This window comes from Pseudomonas sp. RW3S2 (assembly GCF_014268955.1).
GTDB lineage: Bacteria > Pseudomonadota > Gammaproteobacteria > Pseudomonadales > Pseudomonadaceae > Aquipseudomonas > Aquipseudomonas wayambapalatensis.
Genome location: NZ_JABWRM010000003.1, coordinates 303,096 through 320,531, shown reverse-complemented (window position 1 = coordinate 320,531; position 17,436 = coordinate 303,096). Strand labels below are relative to the sequence as shown.

8 protein-coding genes are annotated in these 17,436 nt (G+C 62.0%); 4 read left to right on the top strand and 4 right to left on the bottom strand.

Features of this window, described 5'->3' with window-relative positions; genetic code table 11:
• Nucleotides 1-3: 3 nt before the first annotated feature.
• The 3 genes from HU748_RS06615 to puuE all read right to left on the bottom strand — a co-directional run bounded on the left by HU748_RS06615 (nt 4) and on the right by puuE (nt 2,055).
• On the bottom strand, nt 4-507 hold the full coding sequence (locus HU748_RS06615) for an ureidoglycolate lyase (protein WP_133331566.1): 504 nt from the start codon (nt 505-507) through the stop codon (nt 4-6).
• Between the two features lie 106 nt (nt 508-613).
• Entirely contained in the window at nt 614-1,129 is a 516-nt protein-coding gene (gene uraD, locus HU748_RS06610) for a 2-oxo-4-hydroxy-4-carboxy-5-ureidoimidazoline decarboxylase (protein WP_186709333.1), read from the bottom strand.
• Entirely contained in the window at nt 1,129-2,055 is a 927-nt protein-coding gene (gene puuE, locus HU748_RS06605; RefSeq protein WP_186666723.1) for an allantoinase PuuE, read from the bottom strand. Before puuE ends, uraD begins: the two co-directional genes overlap by 1 nt.
• Nucleotides 2,056-2,455: 400 nt before the next feature.
• On the opposite strand from puuE, the gene uraH reads away from it, so the two are divergent.
• The 4 genes from uraH to HU748_RS06585 all read left to right on the top strand — a co-directional run bounded on the left by uraH (nt 2,456) and on the right by HU748_RS06585 (nt 16,652).
• On the top strand, nt 2,456-2,809 hold the full coding sequence (gene uraH, locus HU748_RS06600) for a hydroxyisourate hydrolase (RefSeq protein WP_186666722.1): 354 nt from the start codon (nt 2,456-2,458) through the stop codon (nt 2,807-2,809).
• A gap of 249 nt (nt 2,810-3,058) precedes the next feature.
• Entirely contained in the window at nt 3,059-4,753 is a 1,695-nt protein-coding gene (locus HU748_RS06595) for a ShlB/FhaC/HecB family hemolysin secretion/activation protein (protein WP_065861330.1), read from the top strand.
• A gap of 89 nt (nt 4,754-4,842) precedes the next feature.
• Nucleotides 4,843-15,786, top strand: a complete 10,944-nt coding sequence (locus tag HU748_RS06590) for a DUF637 domain-containing protein (RefSeq protein WP_186719763.1) — start codon at nt 4,843-4,845, stop codon at nt 15,784-15,786.
• The gene (locus HU748_RS06585; RefSeq protein ID WP_186711734.1) at nt 15,786-16,652 is read left to right on the top strand and encodes a hypothetical protein; all 867 of its coding nucleotides are present in this window, start codon (nt 15,786-15,788) and stop codon (nt 16,650-16,652) included. Before HU748_RS06590 ends, HU748_RS06585 begins: the two co-directional genes overlap by 1 nt.
• Here HU748_RS06585 and nfi read toward each other — a convergent pair.
• Entirely contained in the window at nt 16,636-17,334 is a 699-nt protein-coding gene (gene nfi, locus HU748_RS06580) for a deoxyribonuclease V (protein WP_186711735.1), read from the bottom strand. The genes HU748_RS06585 and nfi overlap by 17 nt on opposite strands.
• Nucleotides 17,335-17,436 lie beyond the last annotated feature (102 nt).

The window sequence follows — 17,436 nt, the reverse complement described above, 5'->3', positions numbered from 1 at the left end:
TTCTTATTGGTGGGGATTGAGGATCAACATCTGTTCCTCGGTGAAGTAATGCTCGTCGCAGTTGTTGCCGGAACCACTGCGATCAACCACCAGGAAGTCATCCCGCTTTTCGATCGTCAGCACCGGGTGGTGCCAGACGCCGCGATGGTAATTAACGCCCTGCCTGCCGTTGCTGCGGAAGGCTCGGACCAAACCTGATACAGGTGCATCGCCAACTGGCGCGACCACGATCAGAAAGGGGTTGCCGAGCAGCGGGATGAAAGCCTGGCTGCCCAGCGGATGGCGCTCCAGCATGCGTACGGTCAGCGGCATCTCCAGCGCGTCGGCGCGGAAGATGCTGATGATCGCCTTATCTTCCGGCTCGGCGGTCTCGACCGTGGCGAGCTTGTGGAAGCGCATGGTCGAGCCGTTGTTGATCATGAAGTGGTCGCTGCCATCGGTTTCGATCACGTCACCGAACGGGGCGAAGGCTTCTTTGGTCAGGGGCTCGATCATCAGGGTACGCATGCGGTTATCTCTTCTGTATTCGTTATCGGTATGTAGGGCGGACCTCGTTCGGGCAGGCCCTGGGTGCGGTCGCGTCACGCACTCGGGCCAGTCCCGGGGTTGGTCCTCAAAGCTGCAGCAGGCGGAACAGGGCGATCAGGTTGATCTGCGCCAGGGCTTCCTTGAACTCGGCATCGATGTCGTTGTGGATGCGCTTTTCGAAGGAGGCCAGGATCTGGTGCCGGTTGCTGCCCTTGACCGCCATGATGAACGGAAACTGGAATTTTGCCTTGTAGGCGTCGTTGAGCTCGGTGAAACGTGCGAACTCTTCGGCAGTGCACTGGTGAATGCCGGCGCCGGCCTGTTCGTTGGTGCTCGATTCGGTCAGTTCGCCCTGCACTGCCGCCTTGCCGGCCAGGTCCGGGTGAGCGTTGATCAGCGCCAGTTGCTCGGCGTGGCTGGCGCTGAGCAGGATGTCGCTCATGCGCTGGTGCAGCACCTCGATCTCGTCCAGCTCGCTCAGGTTGCCCAGTGCGTAGGCTTTTTCGGCGACCCACGGCGAGTGCTCGTAGATGTCGGCGAAGGCCGCGACGAAGGCGTCGCGGTCAAGGGCCGAGGGCTTGAGGGTATTGAAAGCGGTCATCAGGCGTTCTCTTTCTTGTACGGATGGGTGGCGTGCCAATGGCGGGCGATATCCACGCGACGGGCGAACCAGACCTGCTCGTGGCTCTTGGCGTATTCGACGAAGCGCTTGAGCGCGGCCAGGCGCGCGGGGCGACCGACCAGGCGGCAGTGCAGGCCGATGGAGAGCATCTTCGGCGCTTCGGCGCCTTCTTCGTAGAGCACGTCGAAGGCGTCCTTGAGGTACTGGAAGAACTGCTCGCCGCAGTTGAAACCCTGTACCTGGGTGAAGCGCATGTCATTGGTGTCCAGGGTGTAGGGGATCACCAGGTGCGGCTTGTCGGTGGGGTTGTTTGCTTCCCAGTAGGGCAGGTCGTCGTCGTAGGTGTCGCTGTCATAGAGGAAGCCACCTTCCTCCATCACCAGGCGCCGGGTGTTCGGGCCGGTGCGGCCGGTGTACCAGCCCAGCGGGCGCTCGCCGGTCAGCTCGGTGAGGATGCGGATGGCTTCGAGCATGTGCTCGCGCTCCTGCGCTTCGTCCATGTACTGGTAGTCGATCCAGCGATAGCCGTGGCTGCAGATCTCATGGCCGGCCTCGACCATGGCGCGGATCACGTCCGGGTGGCGCTGGGCGGCCATGGCCACGGCAAAGATGGTCAGCGGTACGCCAGTGTCCTTGAACAGCTTGAGCAGGCGCCACACCCCGGCGCGGCTGCCGTATTCGTAGAGCGACTCCATGCTCATGTTGCGCACGCCCTGCAGCGGCTGGGCAGCCACCATTTCAGAGAGGAAGGCTTCGGACTCCTTGTCACCGTGCAGGATGTTGCGCTCGCCACCTTCTTCGTAGTTGAGCACGAAAGACAGGGCAATGCGGGCGTTGCCCGGCCATTGCGGGTGAGGTGGGTTGTTGCCGTAACCGATCAGGTCGCGAGGGTAGTCAGCGCTCACTGCAGTCTTCCTTATGTTCGTAGGTGCGGGTGGTGGGCGGACCGCGGCGGGTTGTCGCACGCACCGGACGGGGTGATTGTATACAACTTATTTGTCCATTTGTAAGCCCGTTTTTCCGCATTTCTTCCCACTTGTCGCCTCAAACCCAGGCTGGAAAAGCACTGCAAGAAACCTGCCTGATCGGTCAGATAATATCTCGGCCTGCTGCACAGGCCCTGTATTTGCGACTGATGTCCATGCTCGGAAGGCCTGCCATGAGCGGTGCGCAGGGAAGTTCAAAAAATTGTGTACAATCTGAATCGAAAGTGTCTTAATGAGCCCATTCCGGCATTTCGTCAGCCTCGTGTTGGTGCATGCCGTGTATTTTCTGCCCATGCAAACGACAAGAGGCGACAAGCAAATGGGACGTTTGACCACACACGTACTGGATGCCGCTCACGGCTGCCCGGGCAGCTCGATCAAGGTCGAGCTGTACCGTGTCGAAGGCCAGCAACTGGAGCTGGTGAACAGTGCACTGACCAACAGCGATGGCCGCGTCGATGCGCCTTTGTTGCAGGGCGATGACTACCGTACCGGTGTCTACCAGTTGCAGTTCGGTGCCGGGGACTACTACCGGGCCAAGGGTGTTGCACTGCCTGACCAGGCGTTTCTCGATGTCGTGGTGCTGCGCTTCGGCATCGATGAAGGGCAGGAGCACTACCACGTGCCGCTGCTGATCTCGCCGTACAGTTATTCGACCTATCGCGGGAGCTAGTTGGTCGCTAGAAGAATCTTCGTAGGTCCTTGCCCGCTATCACACTGGCGGGCTTTTTTCATTCTGTAGCAATTGTCCGAAACCCCGCCCGATCCCCCAGTCCCGCATCCCTTCGCTATTCCAGGCACGGAAACGTATCAGCGTTCGTCGCAAAGCACTGAGTGGCGCATTGATGGCGTGGTTCTGCTCTTGTATCCTGCGCACCCTTTCGCAGTGATGCGATCAGTTCTCAAGTGACGGATTACTTGCATGTCCCTCTTCCTCCGTGCGCTGGCAACCGGCTTTGCGCTCCTGCCGCTGCTTGCCAGTGCCGCCCCCTTCCAGTCTCCCGGCGACCGCGACCTGATTCGTGACCGTCAGGAAAACCTTCTGCAAGAGCAGCGCAAGCGCCTTGAGGAACTGCAGCAATTGCCCGGCAAGCAGGCCCCTCAGGCTCCTGTGGCGCCCTCGGAGCAAGGGCGCTGCTTCCAGATCCGCAGCGTCGAGCTGCAAGGTGCGACCCTGCTCAGCGAGCGGCAGCGCCAGGCACTGGTGGAGGGCTATGAAGGCAAGTGCCTGCAGGTCGGCGAGCTCAACGGCCTGCTCAAGCGCATCACCGACCACTACATCGACCGCGGCTACCTGACCACCCGTGCCTACCTGCCGCAGCAGGACCTGGGTTCGGGCATCCTGCAGATCATCATCGTCGAAGGGCGCCTGGAAGGCCTGGACAGCTCGGCGCTCGCCAGCCCACGGGAAATGGCCATGACCTTCCCCGGCCAGGTCTCCGAAGTACTCAACCTGCGCGACATGGAGCAGATGGTCGACCAGCTTGGTCGCTTGCCGTCGCGTCAGGTCGAAGTCGAGCTGGTGCCAGGCCAGGAAGTCGGCGGTAGCCGCGTGCAGCTCAAGGGCCAGCGTGACAAGCCCTGGCGGGTCTCGGCCAGCCGCCACAACAATGGTGATGCCAGCAGCGGCGAGCAACAGATGAACCTGGGCCTGGAGTGGGACAGCCCGTTGGGCCTGGCCGATCAGCTGAGCCTCAGGGGCGGGCGTGATGTGGTCAGCGACCACTGGCGCCATTCCGACAGCCATGGCCTGAACTACAGCCTGCCGTGGGGCTGGTGGACCTTCAACTACAGCTACAACCACAACTACTACCGCACCCGCGACACCTCCAGCGGCTTTCCCTTCAAGCTCGACGGCGACAACAGCGTGCACCAGTTCCAGGCCGAACGGGTGATCCACCGCGACAGCCTGAGCAAGACGGCGGTGAACATCGGCGTGAGCCACCTGCGCGCGCGCAACTACCTTGACGACACCCTGATCGATGTCTCCAGCACCCGCATCACCGAGCGTCAGCTTGGCGTCAACCACGGCCGACGCATCGGCAACGCCTTCGTCAACCTCGATGCCGGCTGGCAGCAGGGCATCGGCGCGCTCGACGCCCAGGGCGCAGGCGACCCCCACGGCAACGAACCGGTGTCGCGCTACAACAAGTACACCCTGACCCTGAGCTACCTGCAGCCGTTCCAGCTGTGGGGCGAACAGTTCAGCTTCGACAGCCTGGCCACCGGCCAGCGCAGCGAGGACGCGCTCTACAGTGCGCAGCGCATCAGTGTCGGCGGGCTGACCTCGGTGCGTGGCTTCAAGGATCAGACTCTCACCGGCGACAGCGGCGGCTACTGGCGCAACCAGTTGCGCTGGCGTCGGCCGGTCACCTGGGCAGCCCTGCAGCCCTGGTTGCGCGAATACGGCATGGCGTTCGCCTACGACGCCGGTGTGATCAAAGGCCAGCATGGCAATGGCAAGGACCATGGGCGCCTGAGTGGCAATGCCCTGGAATTCAACGTCCGCGGCCAGTACTTCGCCGCCAGCGCAACCTTTGCCCGTTCGCTGGAGCGGCCCGATGCGGTGACCCGCCGCGAGCACCCGATCTATTTCCGCGTCGACGCCTTCTTCTGAGCGTCGGCCCTACCCATTACCCGTGACATCGCTGCCCCTTGCGGGGCAGGCCGGCAACTGGCCTGAGCTGCGACTGGAGTTTGTTCGACATGGATATCCGCACCCCACTGAACCAGTGCATCGCCCTGATCGTCGCTGGCGTGATGTTCCTCAACCCCATCGTCAGCACGGCTGCACAGCTGACCGTCGATGCAGCGGCCAATGCCAACACCAGCATCAACCAGGCCGGCAACGGGGTGCCGATCGTCAATATCGCCACCCCCAACGGCAGCGGCCTGTCGAGCAACACCTTCCGTGACTACAACGTCGGCAGCAACGGGTTGATCCTCAACAACGCCACCGGCAAGACCCAGTCGACTCAACTGGGCGGCATCATCGTCGGCAACCCCAACCTCAGGGGGCAGGCGGCCCAGGTGATCCTCAACCAGGTCACTGGCGGCAACCGCAGTACCCTGCAAGGCTACACCGAGGTGGCGGGGCAGTCGGCACGGGTCATCGTCGCCAACCCCCACGGCATCACCTGCAATGGCTGCGGCTTCATCAACACGCCACGGGCGACCCTCACCACCGGCAAGCCGATCATGGACGGCGAGCGCCTGGACCGCTTCCAGGTCGATGGCGGCGACATCGCCATCGAGGGCGATACCCTCAACGCCACCAATCTCGACCAGTTCGACCTGATCACCCGCAGTGCCAAGCTCAATACCGAGCTGCATGCCAAGCAACTGAACATCGTCACCGGGCGCAACGACGTCCAGGCCGACACCCTGCAAGCCACCCCGCGTGCCGACGACGGCAGCGAAAAGCCCCTGCTGGCCATCGACAGCTCGGCGCTGGGCGGCATGTACGCCAACACCATCCGCCTGGTCGGCACCGAGCAGGGCGTGGGTGTCAAGCTGGCTGGCAACATGGCCGCCACCACCGGCGATATCCAGGTGGATGCCAACGGCAAGGTGACGCTTGCGCAGACCTCCAGCGCCGGCGACCTGAAGATTGCCGCACAAAGCGCCGAGCTGACCGGCAAGACCTACACCGCCGGCAGCGCCACCGTACGTGTGCGCGACGATGTGAGCGTCGGCCAGAGCCTTGCCGCCAAGGGCAGCATCAGCGTGCAGGGCGCGCGGATCGACAACCAGGGCATCATCGAAGCCGGCGTGGAGCCAGACAACAGCCGCAACGCCCAGGGCGACGTGACCCTCAAGGGCCAGACCCTGCACAACCGCGGTAGCGTGGTCGCCAACCGCAACCTCGAGATCGACAGCAGCGCCAAGCTCGACAACCAGGGTGGCAGCCTCAAGGGCCGCAACACCACGCTGACCGCAGGCCTGTTGGACAACCGCAAAGGCCAGGTGCTGGCCGACGACACCCTGAAAGCCAAGGGCGGTGCGATCGACAACCGTGAGCAAGGCCTGCTGCAAGGCAAGGGCCAGGCCGTGGTGGATATCACCGGCAACCTCGACAACCGTGGCGGCCGCGTGGTCGGCCAGGGGGATCTGCAGGTCAGCGCCGCCCGGGTGGACAACCGCGGCAACGGTCTGATCGGCAGTGACAAGCAGGCCAGGCTGACCACCCGCGCGCTGCTGGACAACCAGGACGGCGGCAAGCTCAAGGCCGATCGCCTCGACATCACCACCGCCGGGCTGCTCAACAGCGGCGGGCAGTTGCTGGGCGGCGACGTGCTGATCGTCGCCAGCGCCGACATCGACAACCGCCTCGGCCTGATCTCGGCCAAGCGTCTGCTCGATCTCAAAGCCGTGGGCCTGGACAACAGCGGCAAGGGCAACCTGCTCAGCGACGGCACCCTGGCCGTCAAAGTGGCCACCCTGAACAACCGCGACAACGGCATGCTGTCGAGCGTCGGCGACCTCGCCTTGCACGGCGAACGCCTCGACAACCGTGGCGGTCTGGTGCTTGCCGACCGCTCTCTGACCGTCACCGGCGGGGACTTCGACAACCGCGACAAGGGCGTAGCCACCACCAAGGGCAAGGCCCACATCGAAGTTGCCAGCCTCGCCAACAGCGATGCCGGTCACCTGCAGAGCGATGGCCGCCTCGAGCTGATCGCCGCTAAGGTCGACAATCAACGCCTGGGCAACATCACCGCCAAAGGTGACCTCGAAGCCCACCTGGGCACCTTGAACCAGCAGGGCGGCAGGCTGACCAGTCTGGGTAGCTTGCTGCTCACCGCCAATACTATCGACAACCAGAACGGCGGCGGGATTGGCGCGACCAGCCTGGTCGACATCCGCGCGGCGCGCGTGCTCAACCAGCAGGGTGAGATCTCCAGCGCAGGCAAGGTCGTGCTCGACGCCAGCGAGCTGCTGGACAACCAGGCGGGCAAGGTCATTGGCGACCGTGGCCTGACCCTGACCGTCCAGCGCCTGCTGAACCAGAACAAGGGCCTGCTCAGCGGCTACGACAGCCTGAGCCTGAAAGGCACCGAACTGCTCAACAACGGCGGCCGGTTGAGCAGCCACAAGCATATCGAGCTGGCCCTGGACGGCCAGTTGGACAACAGCGACGCCGGGCTCATCGTCAGTGACGGCACCCTCACGCTGAACGCCGGCACGTTGCGTAACCGCCAGGGCGGCAAGGTCTCGGCAATCGCTGCCATGGGCCTGACCAGCCAAGGGCTGCTGGATAACCAGGGCGGCATTCTGGTGACCGATGCCGGGCTGGTGCTTGACGCCGCCCGCCTGGACAACAGCCAGGGCGGCGCCATCAGTGCAGCTGGCCATGCCCAGTTGCGCAGCGGCGCCATCGACAACAGCGCCAAGGGCAACATCGGTGCCGGCAGCCTGCTGCTGGTCGCCACCCAGCTCGACAACAGCGCCCGTGGCCGTATCAGTGCCTCCGGCCAGATCGATGCGACGCTGACTGGCCTCGACCAGCATGACCACGGGCAACTGGTCAGCGGGACCGGCATCGACCTCGACCTGCAGCACGGCCAGCTGGTGAACCGCGACGGTGGCTTGCTGCGCTCGCCAGGCAGCCTGCTGTTGCGCCAGATCGGCGCGGTGGACAACCGCAACGGCGCAGAGATTTCCAGCGACCACGGCTTCAGCCTGATCGCCGACCGCCTCGACAACCGTGGCGGACGCGTGATCAGCGCCCAGGACCTGACCCTGCGCATCGCCGGTGTTCTGGACAACAGCCTCAAGGGCGTGTTGTCGGCTAGCCACGACCTCGACGTCGAGGCTGCCAGCCTCGATAACTTCAGTGGCGGCACCCTGGCCAGCGGCAAGGCCCTCAAGGCCGTGATCGACGGCCAACTCGACAACCACGACCAGGGCATCCTTTCTGCCGCCGCAGCGCTGACCGTCACCAGTGCAGGCGTGCTCAACAGCGAGCGTGGCGTGATGTCGGGCAACACCGGCCTGACCGTCACGACCGGACAACTGGACAACCACCAGGGCGGCCAGCTCATCAGCCAGGCGGCGCTGACCGTCACCAGCGATGGCCTCGACAACCGTGGCGGCGCCTTGAGCAGCAAGCAGGCCATGACCCTGACCACGGGCGACGTGCGCAACGGCGCCGATGCCCTTCAGCGCGGCGGTCGCATCCACAGCGATGCCGAGTTGACGCTGGTGGCCGGGCAGGTCGATTCCAGCGAGGGTGGCGAGATCTCCGCCAAGGGCGATCTGCTGCTGCGGGTGAGTGCGTTGATCCAGCGCCAGGGGCGTCTGATCGGTGAACAGAAACTCGACCTCGACCTCAACGGCGGCGACCTGACCAACCAGGGCGGCCTGATCAGTGCCAATGGCCCGCTGATCATCCAGCGCCTGGGCACGCTCGACAACAGCGCTGGCGAAGTCACCAGCCAGCAATCCTTCAGCCTGCTGGCCAAGCGCATCGACAACCAGCAGGGCCGCATCCTCAGCGACGGCCGGCTGACCGTAGAGGCGGCACAGCTGGACAACAGCACCAAAGGCCTGATGTCCGGCGTTCAAGGCTTGCAGGTCACCGGCAGCGACCTGAACAACAGCGGCGAAGGCACGTTGTCGAGCAAGGACGGCGATCTTGCCGTGACCCTGACCGGCGCTCTCGACAACCGTGACCAGGGTGCTTTGGTCAGCAAGGGCCACCAGCAGATCACGGCGGCCAGCCTGGACAACCGCAAGGGCATCGTCTCCTCGGAGCAGGCGATCACCCTCAGTGTCAGCGACCGGCTCGACAACAGCGGCGGCCTCATTTCCGCCACAGGTGACCTGAAGCTCGACCAGGACAGCACCGTCATCGACAACCAGGGCGGGCAGATCAACGGCCAGGCGATCAGCGTCGCCGGCAAGCGTCTGGAAAACGACAAGGGCCAGCTCATCAGCCGCGCGGCGCTCGACCTGACCTTGACCGATGCACTGCTCAATACCGACGGCGCGCGCCTGGTCAGTGGCGCCGACCTGCTGCTCAAGGCCGCGCGTGTCGACAACCAAGGCGGCAAGCTGATCAGTCATGGGTTGCTGCATGTCGATTCGGGCACGCTGGACAACAGCCACGGCGGCAACCTCGCCAGCCAGCAGAACCTGGTGCTGCGCCTGAGCGGCGATCTGCTCAACGGCAACGATGGCCTGTTGTTCAGTGAACACGGCGAGCTCGATATCCATGCCGTAGCCCTCGACAACCAGGCCGGCACGCTCAAGAGCCAGGGCGATATCGACGTGCGCCTGGACAAGCGCCTGGACAACCGCGGCGGTCGCCTGGAGAGCCAGGCAGGCAACCTCGAACTGCACGCGGCGAGCCTCGACAACAGCGGCAATGGCATGCTCAGCGCGGCCAAAGGCCTGTTCAAGGGCGTCTTCAGCGACCTGTTCGACAACGCTGGCGGTACCACCCAGGCGCAGTCCGTGGACATCGCAGCCTATGCCAAGGTGAACAACCAGGGCGGCTACCTTTCGGCGCAGGGCGGTGATGGCAAGATCGTCACCGCCGATCTCGACAACCGCGACGGCGGGCTGTACGCCGCCGGATTGCTGCAGGTGCAGGGCCAGCAACTGTTCAACCAGAGCGGCAAGATCGGCGCCGGACGCATCGACTTTGGCCTGAGCGGCGCGCTCTACAACAGCCTCGGCCAGCTGGAAAGCGAGAGCGACCTGCAACTGCGCGCCAGCGAACTCGACAACCGCAGCGGCAACCTGCGCGCCCTTGGCAAGACCGGCACCAGTCGATTGATCGTCGCGGGCAACCTGCTCAACGACAACGGCGTGCTGGCCACCGCCAACCAGGACCTCGACCTGCAGATCGGTGGCCTGAGCAACAGCGGCGGGCAACTGCTGCACACCGGCCAGGGTAGCTTCGGCCTGGCCTCCGACAAGGTCACCCAGGCTGGCGGCGTGCTGCATACCGATGGCCTGCTGAGCATCGCCGCTGCCAGCTGGACCAACAGCAGCGTGCTGCAAGCCCGGCGCCTGGAACTGGACATCGGTCGATTCGTCCAGACCGCCAGCGGCAAGCTGCTGGCCGTCGAGAGCCTCAAGGGTCGAGGCGGCGACTGGACCAACCATGGCCTGCTGGCCAGCGATGGCAGCCTGCAACTGGATCTGACCGGCAACTATGACGGCAATGGCCGCCTGAGCAGCCTTGGCGCACTGACGCTGGGCGCCAACGATATCCGCCTGTCCAGTACCGCCAGCCTGGCCGGTGGCGCCGACACCGTGGTGACCGCGCGCAACCTGCTGAGCAACGACGGTCGCCTGACCGCCCTGGGCGGCCTGACGGTGACGGCCGCCAGCCTCGAAAACCGCGGCACCCTGGGTGGCGCTGCGGCGGTGAAGCTGGCCGCCAACAGCCTGAGCAACCAGCGCGGCCTGGTGTTCAGCGGCAACGACATGACCTTGCGCGTCGGCAGCCTGAGCAACTACTACGGCGATATCTACAGCCTTGGTGGCCTCGACCTTGCCGGCAACGCCGCTGCCCGCGCGGTGCTGTTGGACAACATCTCCGGCAGCGTGGAAAGCGCCGGCAACATGACCCTGGCGGTGGACACGCTGCTCAACCGCAAGGAATTCCTGAGCTCGACCAAGAAACTGGTCGCCGGCAACGTCAACGTCTATTCCGACGACCGCTGCAAGGGCAAGGGCTGCGAGCTGTACTTCTCGGCAACCGAAAGCTGGGAAGACGTCATCGACCGCGATACCCCCACCGCCTTCATCACCACTGGTAGCAAGCTGACCTTCGCCGGTGACGCATTCCGCAATCACTACAGCAGCGTTTCGGCGGCGGGTGATATCGCCATCAACACAGCGGTGTTCGAGAACAAGGGCGCCGGTGGTGGCGAGCAGCGCAACCTCACCGCGAGCATGTATACCCGCGATCGCGGCCAGTACAACGCTTTCATCCAGGCCAAGAACCAGTTCAATCAGAACCCCGGCTCGCTGACCCTCGACCAGGTCATGGCCGCTGCGGGGTATCCGCAGTACAGCATCTACGACGTCATCGACAACAAGACGCCGATCGCTGGCGCCGTGGTTGCCCCGGCGGTCGTGCAGTCGGCTGGCGCCGTGACCATCAACGCCACCCAGCGCATCGACAACAGCGTGGTGCGCGTCAATCAGGCTGGAGCCGGTGCCATCGGGGCCCGTGGCGATGCCACGGCTGATCCGCGCCAGGTCCAGACCCAGGTGCGCGCGCTCAACCCGCAGTTGCCGCCTGACCTTGCCCAGCGCCAGGTCAATCCGGTCACGCTGCCCAGCTTCAGCCTGCCGCAAGGCAGCAACGGCCTGTTCCGCATCAGCACCCAGACCGGCCAGGCCGCGATCAGCGGCGATGCCCTGGGCGCGACCGCCGACCATACCCAAGCAGGCAGTGGCACCTTCATCTCACCGCTGGCCAGCACCACCAATGCCGACAACCGTGCGGCGCAGACGCTGTCCGCCCAAGGCTCGGCTGCGGCACAAGGCGCCGTCAGCGGCGCCGGTGTGGCGCTGGATGGCCTGGCAGCGGGTGTTCGACTGGTCCAGGGCGTCCCTGAGCGCAGCGTGCCGAGTACCTCGCACAAGTACCTGGTGGAGACCAACCCGGCCCTGACCGACCTCAAGCAGTTCCTGAGCTCCGACTACCTGCTTGGCCAGCTCAACGTCAATCCAGACCAGGCCATCAAGCGCCTGGGCGACGGCCTCTACGAACAACGCCTGATCCGCGAAGCCGTGGTGGCCCGCACCGGCCAGCGCTACATCGATGGCATGACCAGCGACGAGACGCTGTTCCGCTACCTGATGGACAACACCATCGCCAGCAAGGACAAGCTGTCGCTGAGCGTAGGCGTGTCGCTCAGCGCCGAGCAGGTCGCCGCCCTGACCCACGACATCGTCTGGATGGAGCAGGTCGAGGTCAACGGCGAGAAGGTGCTGGCGCCGGTGCTGTACCTGGCCCACGCCAACGGTCGCGTGGCCCCCAACGGCGCGCTGATCCAGGGCCGTGACGTCAACCTGATCAGCGGCGGCGACCTGGTCAACGTCGGCACCCTGCGTGCTACCAACAACCTCGCCGCCAGCGCCACCAACATCAGCAACAGCGGGCTGATCGAAGCGGGCGGGCGCCTGGACATGCTAGCCACCGACTCGATCCGCAACGCCCAGGGCGGGATCATCGCCGGTCGTGAAGTGAGCCTGACCGCGCTGACCGGCGACGTGATCAACGAACGCAGCGTCACCCGCCTGGAAGGCCGGGCCGGTGGCGAGCATGTGACGAAGGACCTGGTCGACACTGCAGCACGCATCGAGGCGGCGAACGACCTGACCATCACCGCTGGGCGGGATATCGGCAACGTGGGCGGGGTGCTCAAGGCGGGTGGCGATATCAGGCTGGATGCCGGTCGCGACCTGTCCATCGTCAGCCAGGAAGGCGTCGACAGCCACGAATATCAACGCCGCCGTGTCAGCGGCCACGACACCAGCATCACCCAGTACGGCAGCGAGATCAGCGCAGGCGGCAACCTCACCGCCACGGCAGGCCAGGACCTGAGCATCGTCGCCAGCGAAGTCGAGGCACGCCGCGACCTGGCCCTGCAGGCCGGCCGCGACGTGACCCTGGCTGCTGCGGCGAACGAGGAGCACAGCTACGCCAAAGGCAAGAAGGGCAAGACCAAGTACGAGCGGCAAGAGGATGACGTCGAGCAGCAGTCTGCCGTGGTGAAGGCCGGCGGCGACCTAGCCATCGACGCCGGGCGTGACCTGCGCCTGGTGGCGAGCAAAGTCAGCGCTGGCGAGGAAGCCTACCTGGTGGCGGGCGACAAGCTGGAACTGCTGGCGGCCAACGACAGCCAGTACTCGCTGTACGACATGAGCAAGAAAGGCGGCTGGGGCAGCAAGCAGACCCAGCGCGACGAAGTCACCGACGTCAAGGCGGTGGGCAGCGAAGTCAGCAGCGGTGGTGATCTGACGCTCAAGAGCGGCGGCGATCAGTTGTACCAGGGGGCGAAGCTCGCCTCGGGTAATGACCTGACCATCGACAGCGGCGGCGCGGTGACGTTCGAGGCGGTCAAGGACCTGCATCAGGAGAGTCACGAGAAGAGCAAGGGTGATCTGGCCTGGACCAGCATGAAGGGCAAGGGCAACACCGACGAGACCGTGCGCCAGAGCCAGTTGACGGCCAACGGTGACGTGCTGATCAAGGCGGTAGATGGCTTGAAGGTCGACGTCAAGCATATCGATCAGGCCACTATCAGCCAGAGCATCGATGCCATGGTGGCGGCTGATCCGCAGTTGGCGTGGTTGAAGGAGGTCGAAAAGCGCGGAGATGTGGATTGGCGGCAAGTGAAGGAGGTGCATGACTCCTTCAAGTACAGCCATTCAGGGCTAGGCGCAGGCGCGCAGATGGTTATCGCGATCCTGATTGCCTATTTCACCGCCGGTGCGGCTAGTGGATTGGTGGCCAGCGGAGCCTCGACCGCCGGCGCTTCTTCGGTGGCTACCTCGGCCGGAGGCATGTGGGCAGCTGGGACCGGTGCATCGTTGCAGGGTATTGGCTGGGCCAACGCCGCAGTAACCGCAGGTGCGATGGGGATGACCAGCAATGCCGCCATCAGCACCATCAACAACAAGGGCAACCTGAGCCTGGTACTCAAGGACGTGACCTCCAAGGATGCGCTGCGTGGGTATGTGGTGTCGGGCATCACCGCCGGATTGACAACAGGGTTGTTCGAGGGCTGGACAGGAACGAAGACTGACGTTGCTGGCGCTGGCGGTGCGACCGGAACGGTGGTCAATACCACGACGGTTCTGCCACCAGGCGGGCTATCCAGCGTAGGGGGAATTGGCCGGTTTGCTGGCAACCAGATGCTGCAGAACGGGACATCTGCTGTGTTGGATCGAGCACTCGGCGGTAACAGCTCATTCAGCGAGGCACTGCGTAATAGCTTGGTTAACACATTTGCGGCGGCAGGCTTCAAGTGGGTTGGCGACATCAGTGCAGAGAACAAGCTTGACCTGAAGGACGGCGGAATCCCCAAGGTTGCTTTGCATGCCCTCATGGGTGGTCTTGCAGCGGAAGCCTCCGGTGGAGACTTCAGAATGGGTGCGCTGTCAGCGGGTGTGAACGAAGCTGTGGTGGGGCTACTGGCTGATCAGTACACCAAGATCCCGAAAGAGGACAAGAATCGGCTGTTGGTGATGAACTCGCAGCTCATCGGTGTTCTGACCGCTGCCGCGGCCGGGGGGGACGCCAAGGATCTTCAAACTGGATCCTGGGTTGCGGGCAGTGCGACTTCCTACAACCGTCTCTTGCATGACGCCGAGAAAAAGGCCCTCACGACCGAGGCTGCGGAGCTGCAGAAGCGGCTGGGTAAACCAGGGACGGATCTGTCTTGGGAAGACTTGTTGTTGGTAGCCGCCAACGCTCAGGTGGATGAGACGGAGAGCAAGCGGCTGTTGCTGCTTCTGAAAATGTATGACCCAACAAAACCTGAAGGGCAGCATTTTGTTGAAAGTCTGAAAATCGCCCAACAGAGCATCTCCAGATTAGCGGCCCAGGACATTGTCCTGACCTGGAAAGATGGAAGCCCCATCACGGCCGATGGGGATGAGGTCAAGGCGTTCCAGTCCACTGGAAAGCAATTCCAGGATCACGGATTGTTCAATACCGATTCGAAATGGACGCAGGCATCGGGCAACAGCTGGGCGGGCGATGTTGATATGGTGCCCGAGGCATGGAAGCGGCAGTTTGGCGAGAAGAATGCCGCAATCTACATGCGTGAGATTGGGCAGGTATCGAGTAGCCCGGCTGAAATGAAGGATCTCGCGGAGCGCATCTCAGTCATCGCCACAGGTGGTGTGCAGGATGTGACGGTGGATCTGGATATCGCGTTGGCGATGACGGGCGTGCCTGCTGTAATGCGCGCGTTGCTGGCCAAGCGCATTAGTGCGGCCATGGCTGAGGTGGGAGGAGCGGCTGGGAAGGAGGGGCTGGTTGATGCTGGGGGCGCGTCGGCAGGGAAGGGTACTGCTGGTGGTGCGGGCAAGGGCGCATGGGTAGATGGGGAGTTTGGCCATCTTGACCCGCTGAACAGTGCTGAGTTTGACCGTCTGCTCTTCCAAAAGGTCGGTTCAGAAGCTGAAGCGCTGATTAAAGCAGGAGATACTGCCGGTGTCGCGTTGTCGAGGGCAGGTGTACCGGGGCGAGATTATGTGAGCGAGGCGTTCACCAATATAAGTGCGAAGGTGCCGAAATTCCCTGGGATAGAGCGGTTTGGCGAGGCCAAAGAGTATTTCACAGTGGTCGATCAGGGGGCGTTCATGCGAAAGGTAGAGCAGCTGTATGCTGACACAGGAACGCCGCTGACACCTCAGGTTAAAGGGATGATTGAAAACCTTGTCAGCAATGGAAAGAGATTTGATGTCCAGAATGGTATTCCTGGGCTGCATGCCGAGGTCAGAGCGGTGAATAGCGCGCTTACTCGGTACCCCAAGGTATCAATTGATGATGTGAAAGTGGCCACCTACAAGCTGGCACCGAAGCAGGGTCAGGGGGATAAATTCGAGGCGTGCTCGAACTGTAGCGGTGTACTGAAGGATGCCGATGTGATTACCGGAAGGAAGCACTGATGATTATCAAAAGAAATGCGATAAGCAACCAGGGCGGATTGTGGACTTTTCGGGGCGTACCCTACACCGGGGGGGCGTTGGAATTCTCGAATGGTCATGTGGTTGGAGGAGGTATGTATGAAGATGGCCGCTATGTTGATGTCTACCGCAGCGAGTTTATTATTGGGGAGGTGCGTAATGGTATCGAAATGGAGCGAGACTATACGGGGGAGCAGTTTTATTGGGGAGATAGTGTCTACAATGGATTTTCCTATGAGTTTAGTGGAAATGTATGTGTCAGCGAGCGCTTGTATGAATATGGCTGGGTGATAGAGGAAGTAACATATTTCCCAGATGGACAGTTGCGAACTGTCGAGATCGGGGAGGATGTTCCACAGAGTTATGAGTGGTTCGAAGGCGGTGGGCTGGAAGCTATGACGGTTCACCAGAATAATATTTTCATGTTTTCCTTGAAATTTTCATTGGAAGGTCTGACGCGGTTGACTCTGTTGGGTGACTATTTTTCTAAGCTACCGCAAGTGATCGGGTGCATAAGGTTTCCTGTGTTGCGTGATAAAGCGGAGCTCTCCTCTCTTAAGTATGCAGCCCGGGTTTCACTCATTGGAGATGGTATTGACAAGGCTGTGGTTGATTACATTTTTATGGGGGGCAATGAGCGCTGTATCAGAGAGTTAGAGCTGGATGGTGTCAATGGTACACCGGAAATTTTGCAGTGTTTGAAAAATTATCAGCAGTTGAGTGTATTGAAAGTTGTGGCTGCTAAGGATTGCGTTGACTGGTGGCGTGAAGGGTGCGTCCAGTTTCAGGTACTTCGTCCCGAATGTGACGTATATTTAAATAATCGGAAGGTTAGTTTGGAGGGGTGATGGGGTGTTTGTTCTGTTCGTAGAATTGCCTTCCATATCGATCTGCAAGCCGGGTCGTTTCTGGTAGTCGATAGTGGCGTGTTGCATTCAATACCCAGTGACAGGCAGTTTCAAGGGAGATTCGGTGGCCGATTGAAACGAACACGGGTTTTACATTTTTTTGAGTCTTGAGCGCGGCCCCGATTAGTTCGTCGCCGTCGAACAGGCCTGATTGGCATCCCCTTTCATTAAGCGGAGGTGCGTATTCACCAATGAAGCGACTTTTTCCGCATCCAATAGTGGGTATGTCATAAAGTACCCCCAAATGCGATGCCAAGCCAAACCGACGAGGGTGAGCTATACCTTGCCCGTCGCAGATGATCAGGTCAGGTCGGTGGGTTATAGTTGATAAGAGCTTTACGATAGAAGGCAGTTCTCTAAACGAAAAAAGACCAGGCACATAGGGAAACGCAGTCGTACCCGACCATGCATGCTCTTCGATGATTTCCAGGCTTTCTGCGTCAACCACAACAATAGAGGCTATGAGTGTATCGTTTTCTTTGTGGTAGGCGACATCAATGCCTGCGATACTAGAAATAGGCCCAAGCTGATCTTGCTTGACTACAAGTTTAGATAGTCGTGTCTGTAGATCGATAGCCTCGCTTGGGGTTATATCCCAAGGGTGTTGTATGACTGGTTGCATGTGGACTGTTCTCGCTAAATCAAATGGGTGAGGTTGTCGTCAATGATTCGTAAGATTATGCCATTTAAGAGGCAAATGACCAGCTGATTTACTATTGATCTT

What these genes read in the sequence shown, in the direction of transcription:
- uraH (WP_186666722.1), top strand. Translation starts at nt 2,456, where the DNA reads ATGGGACGTTTGACCACACACGTACTGGATGCCGCTCACGGCTGCCCG.
- uraD (WP_186709333.1), bottom strand. Translation starts at nt 1,129, where the DNA reads ATGACCGCTTTCAATACCCTCAAGCCCTCGGCCCTTGACCGCGACGCC.
- nfi (WP_186711735.1), bottom strand. Translation starts at nt 17,334, where the DNA reads ATGCAACCAGTCATACAACACCCTTGGGATATAACCCCAAGCGAGGCT.
- HU748_RS06615 (WP_133331566.1), bottom strand. Translation starts at nt 507, where the DNA reads ATGCGTACCCTGATGATCGAGCCCCTGACCAAAGAAGCCTTCGCCCCG.
- HU748_RS06590 (WP_186719763.1), top strand. Translation starts at nt 4,843, where the DNA reads ATGGATATCCGCACCCCACTGAACCAGTGCATCGCCCTGATCGTCGCT.
- HU748_RS06585 (WP_186711734.1), top strand. Translation starts at nt 15,786, where the DNA reads ATGATTATCAAAAGAAATGCGATAAGCAACCAGGGCGGATTGTGGACT.
- HU748_RS06595 (WP_065861330.1), top strand. Translation starts at nt 3,059, where the DNA reads ATGTCCCTCTTCCTCCGTGCGCTGGCAACCGGCTTTGCGCTCCTGCCG.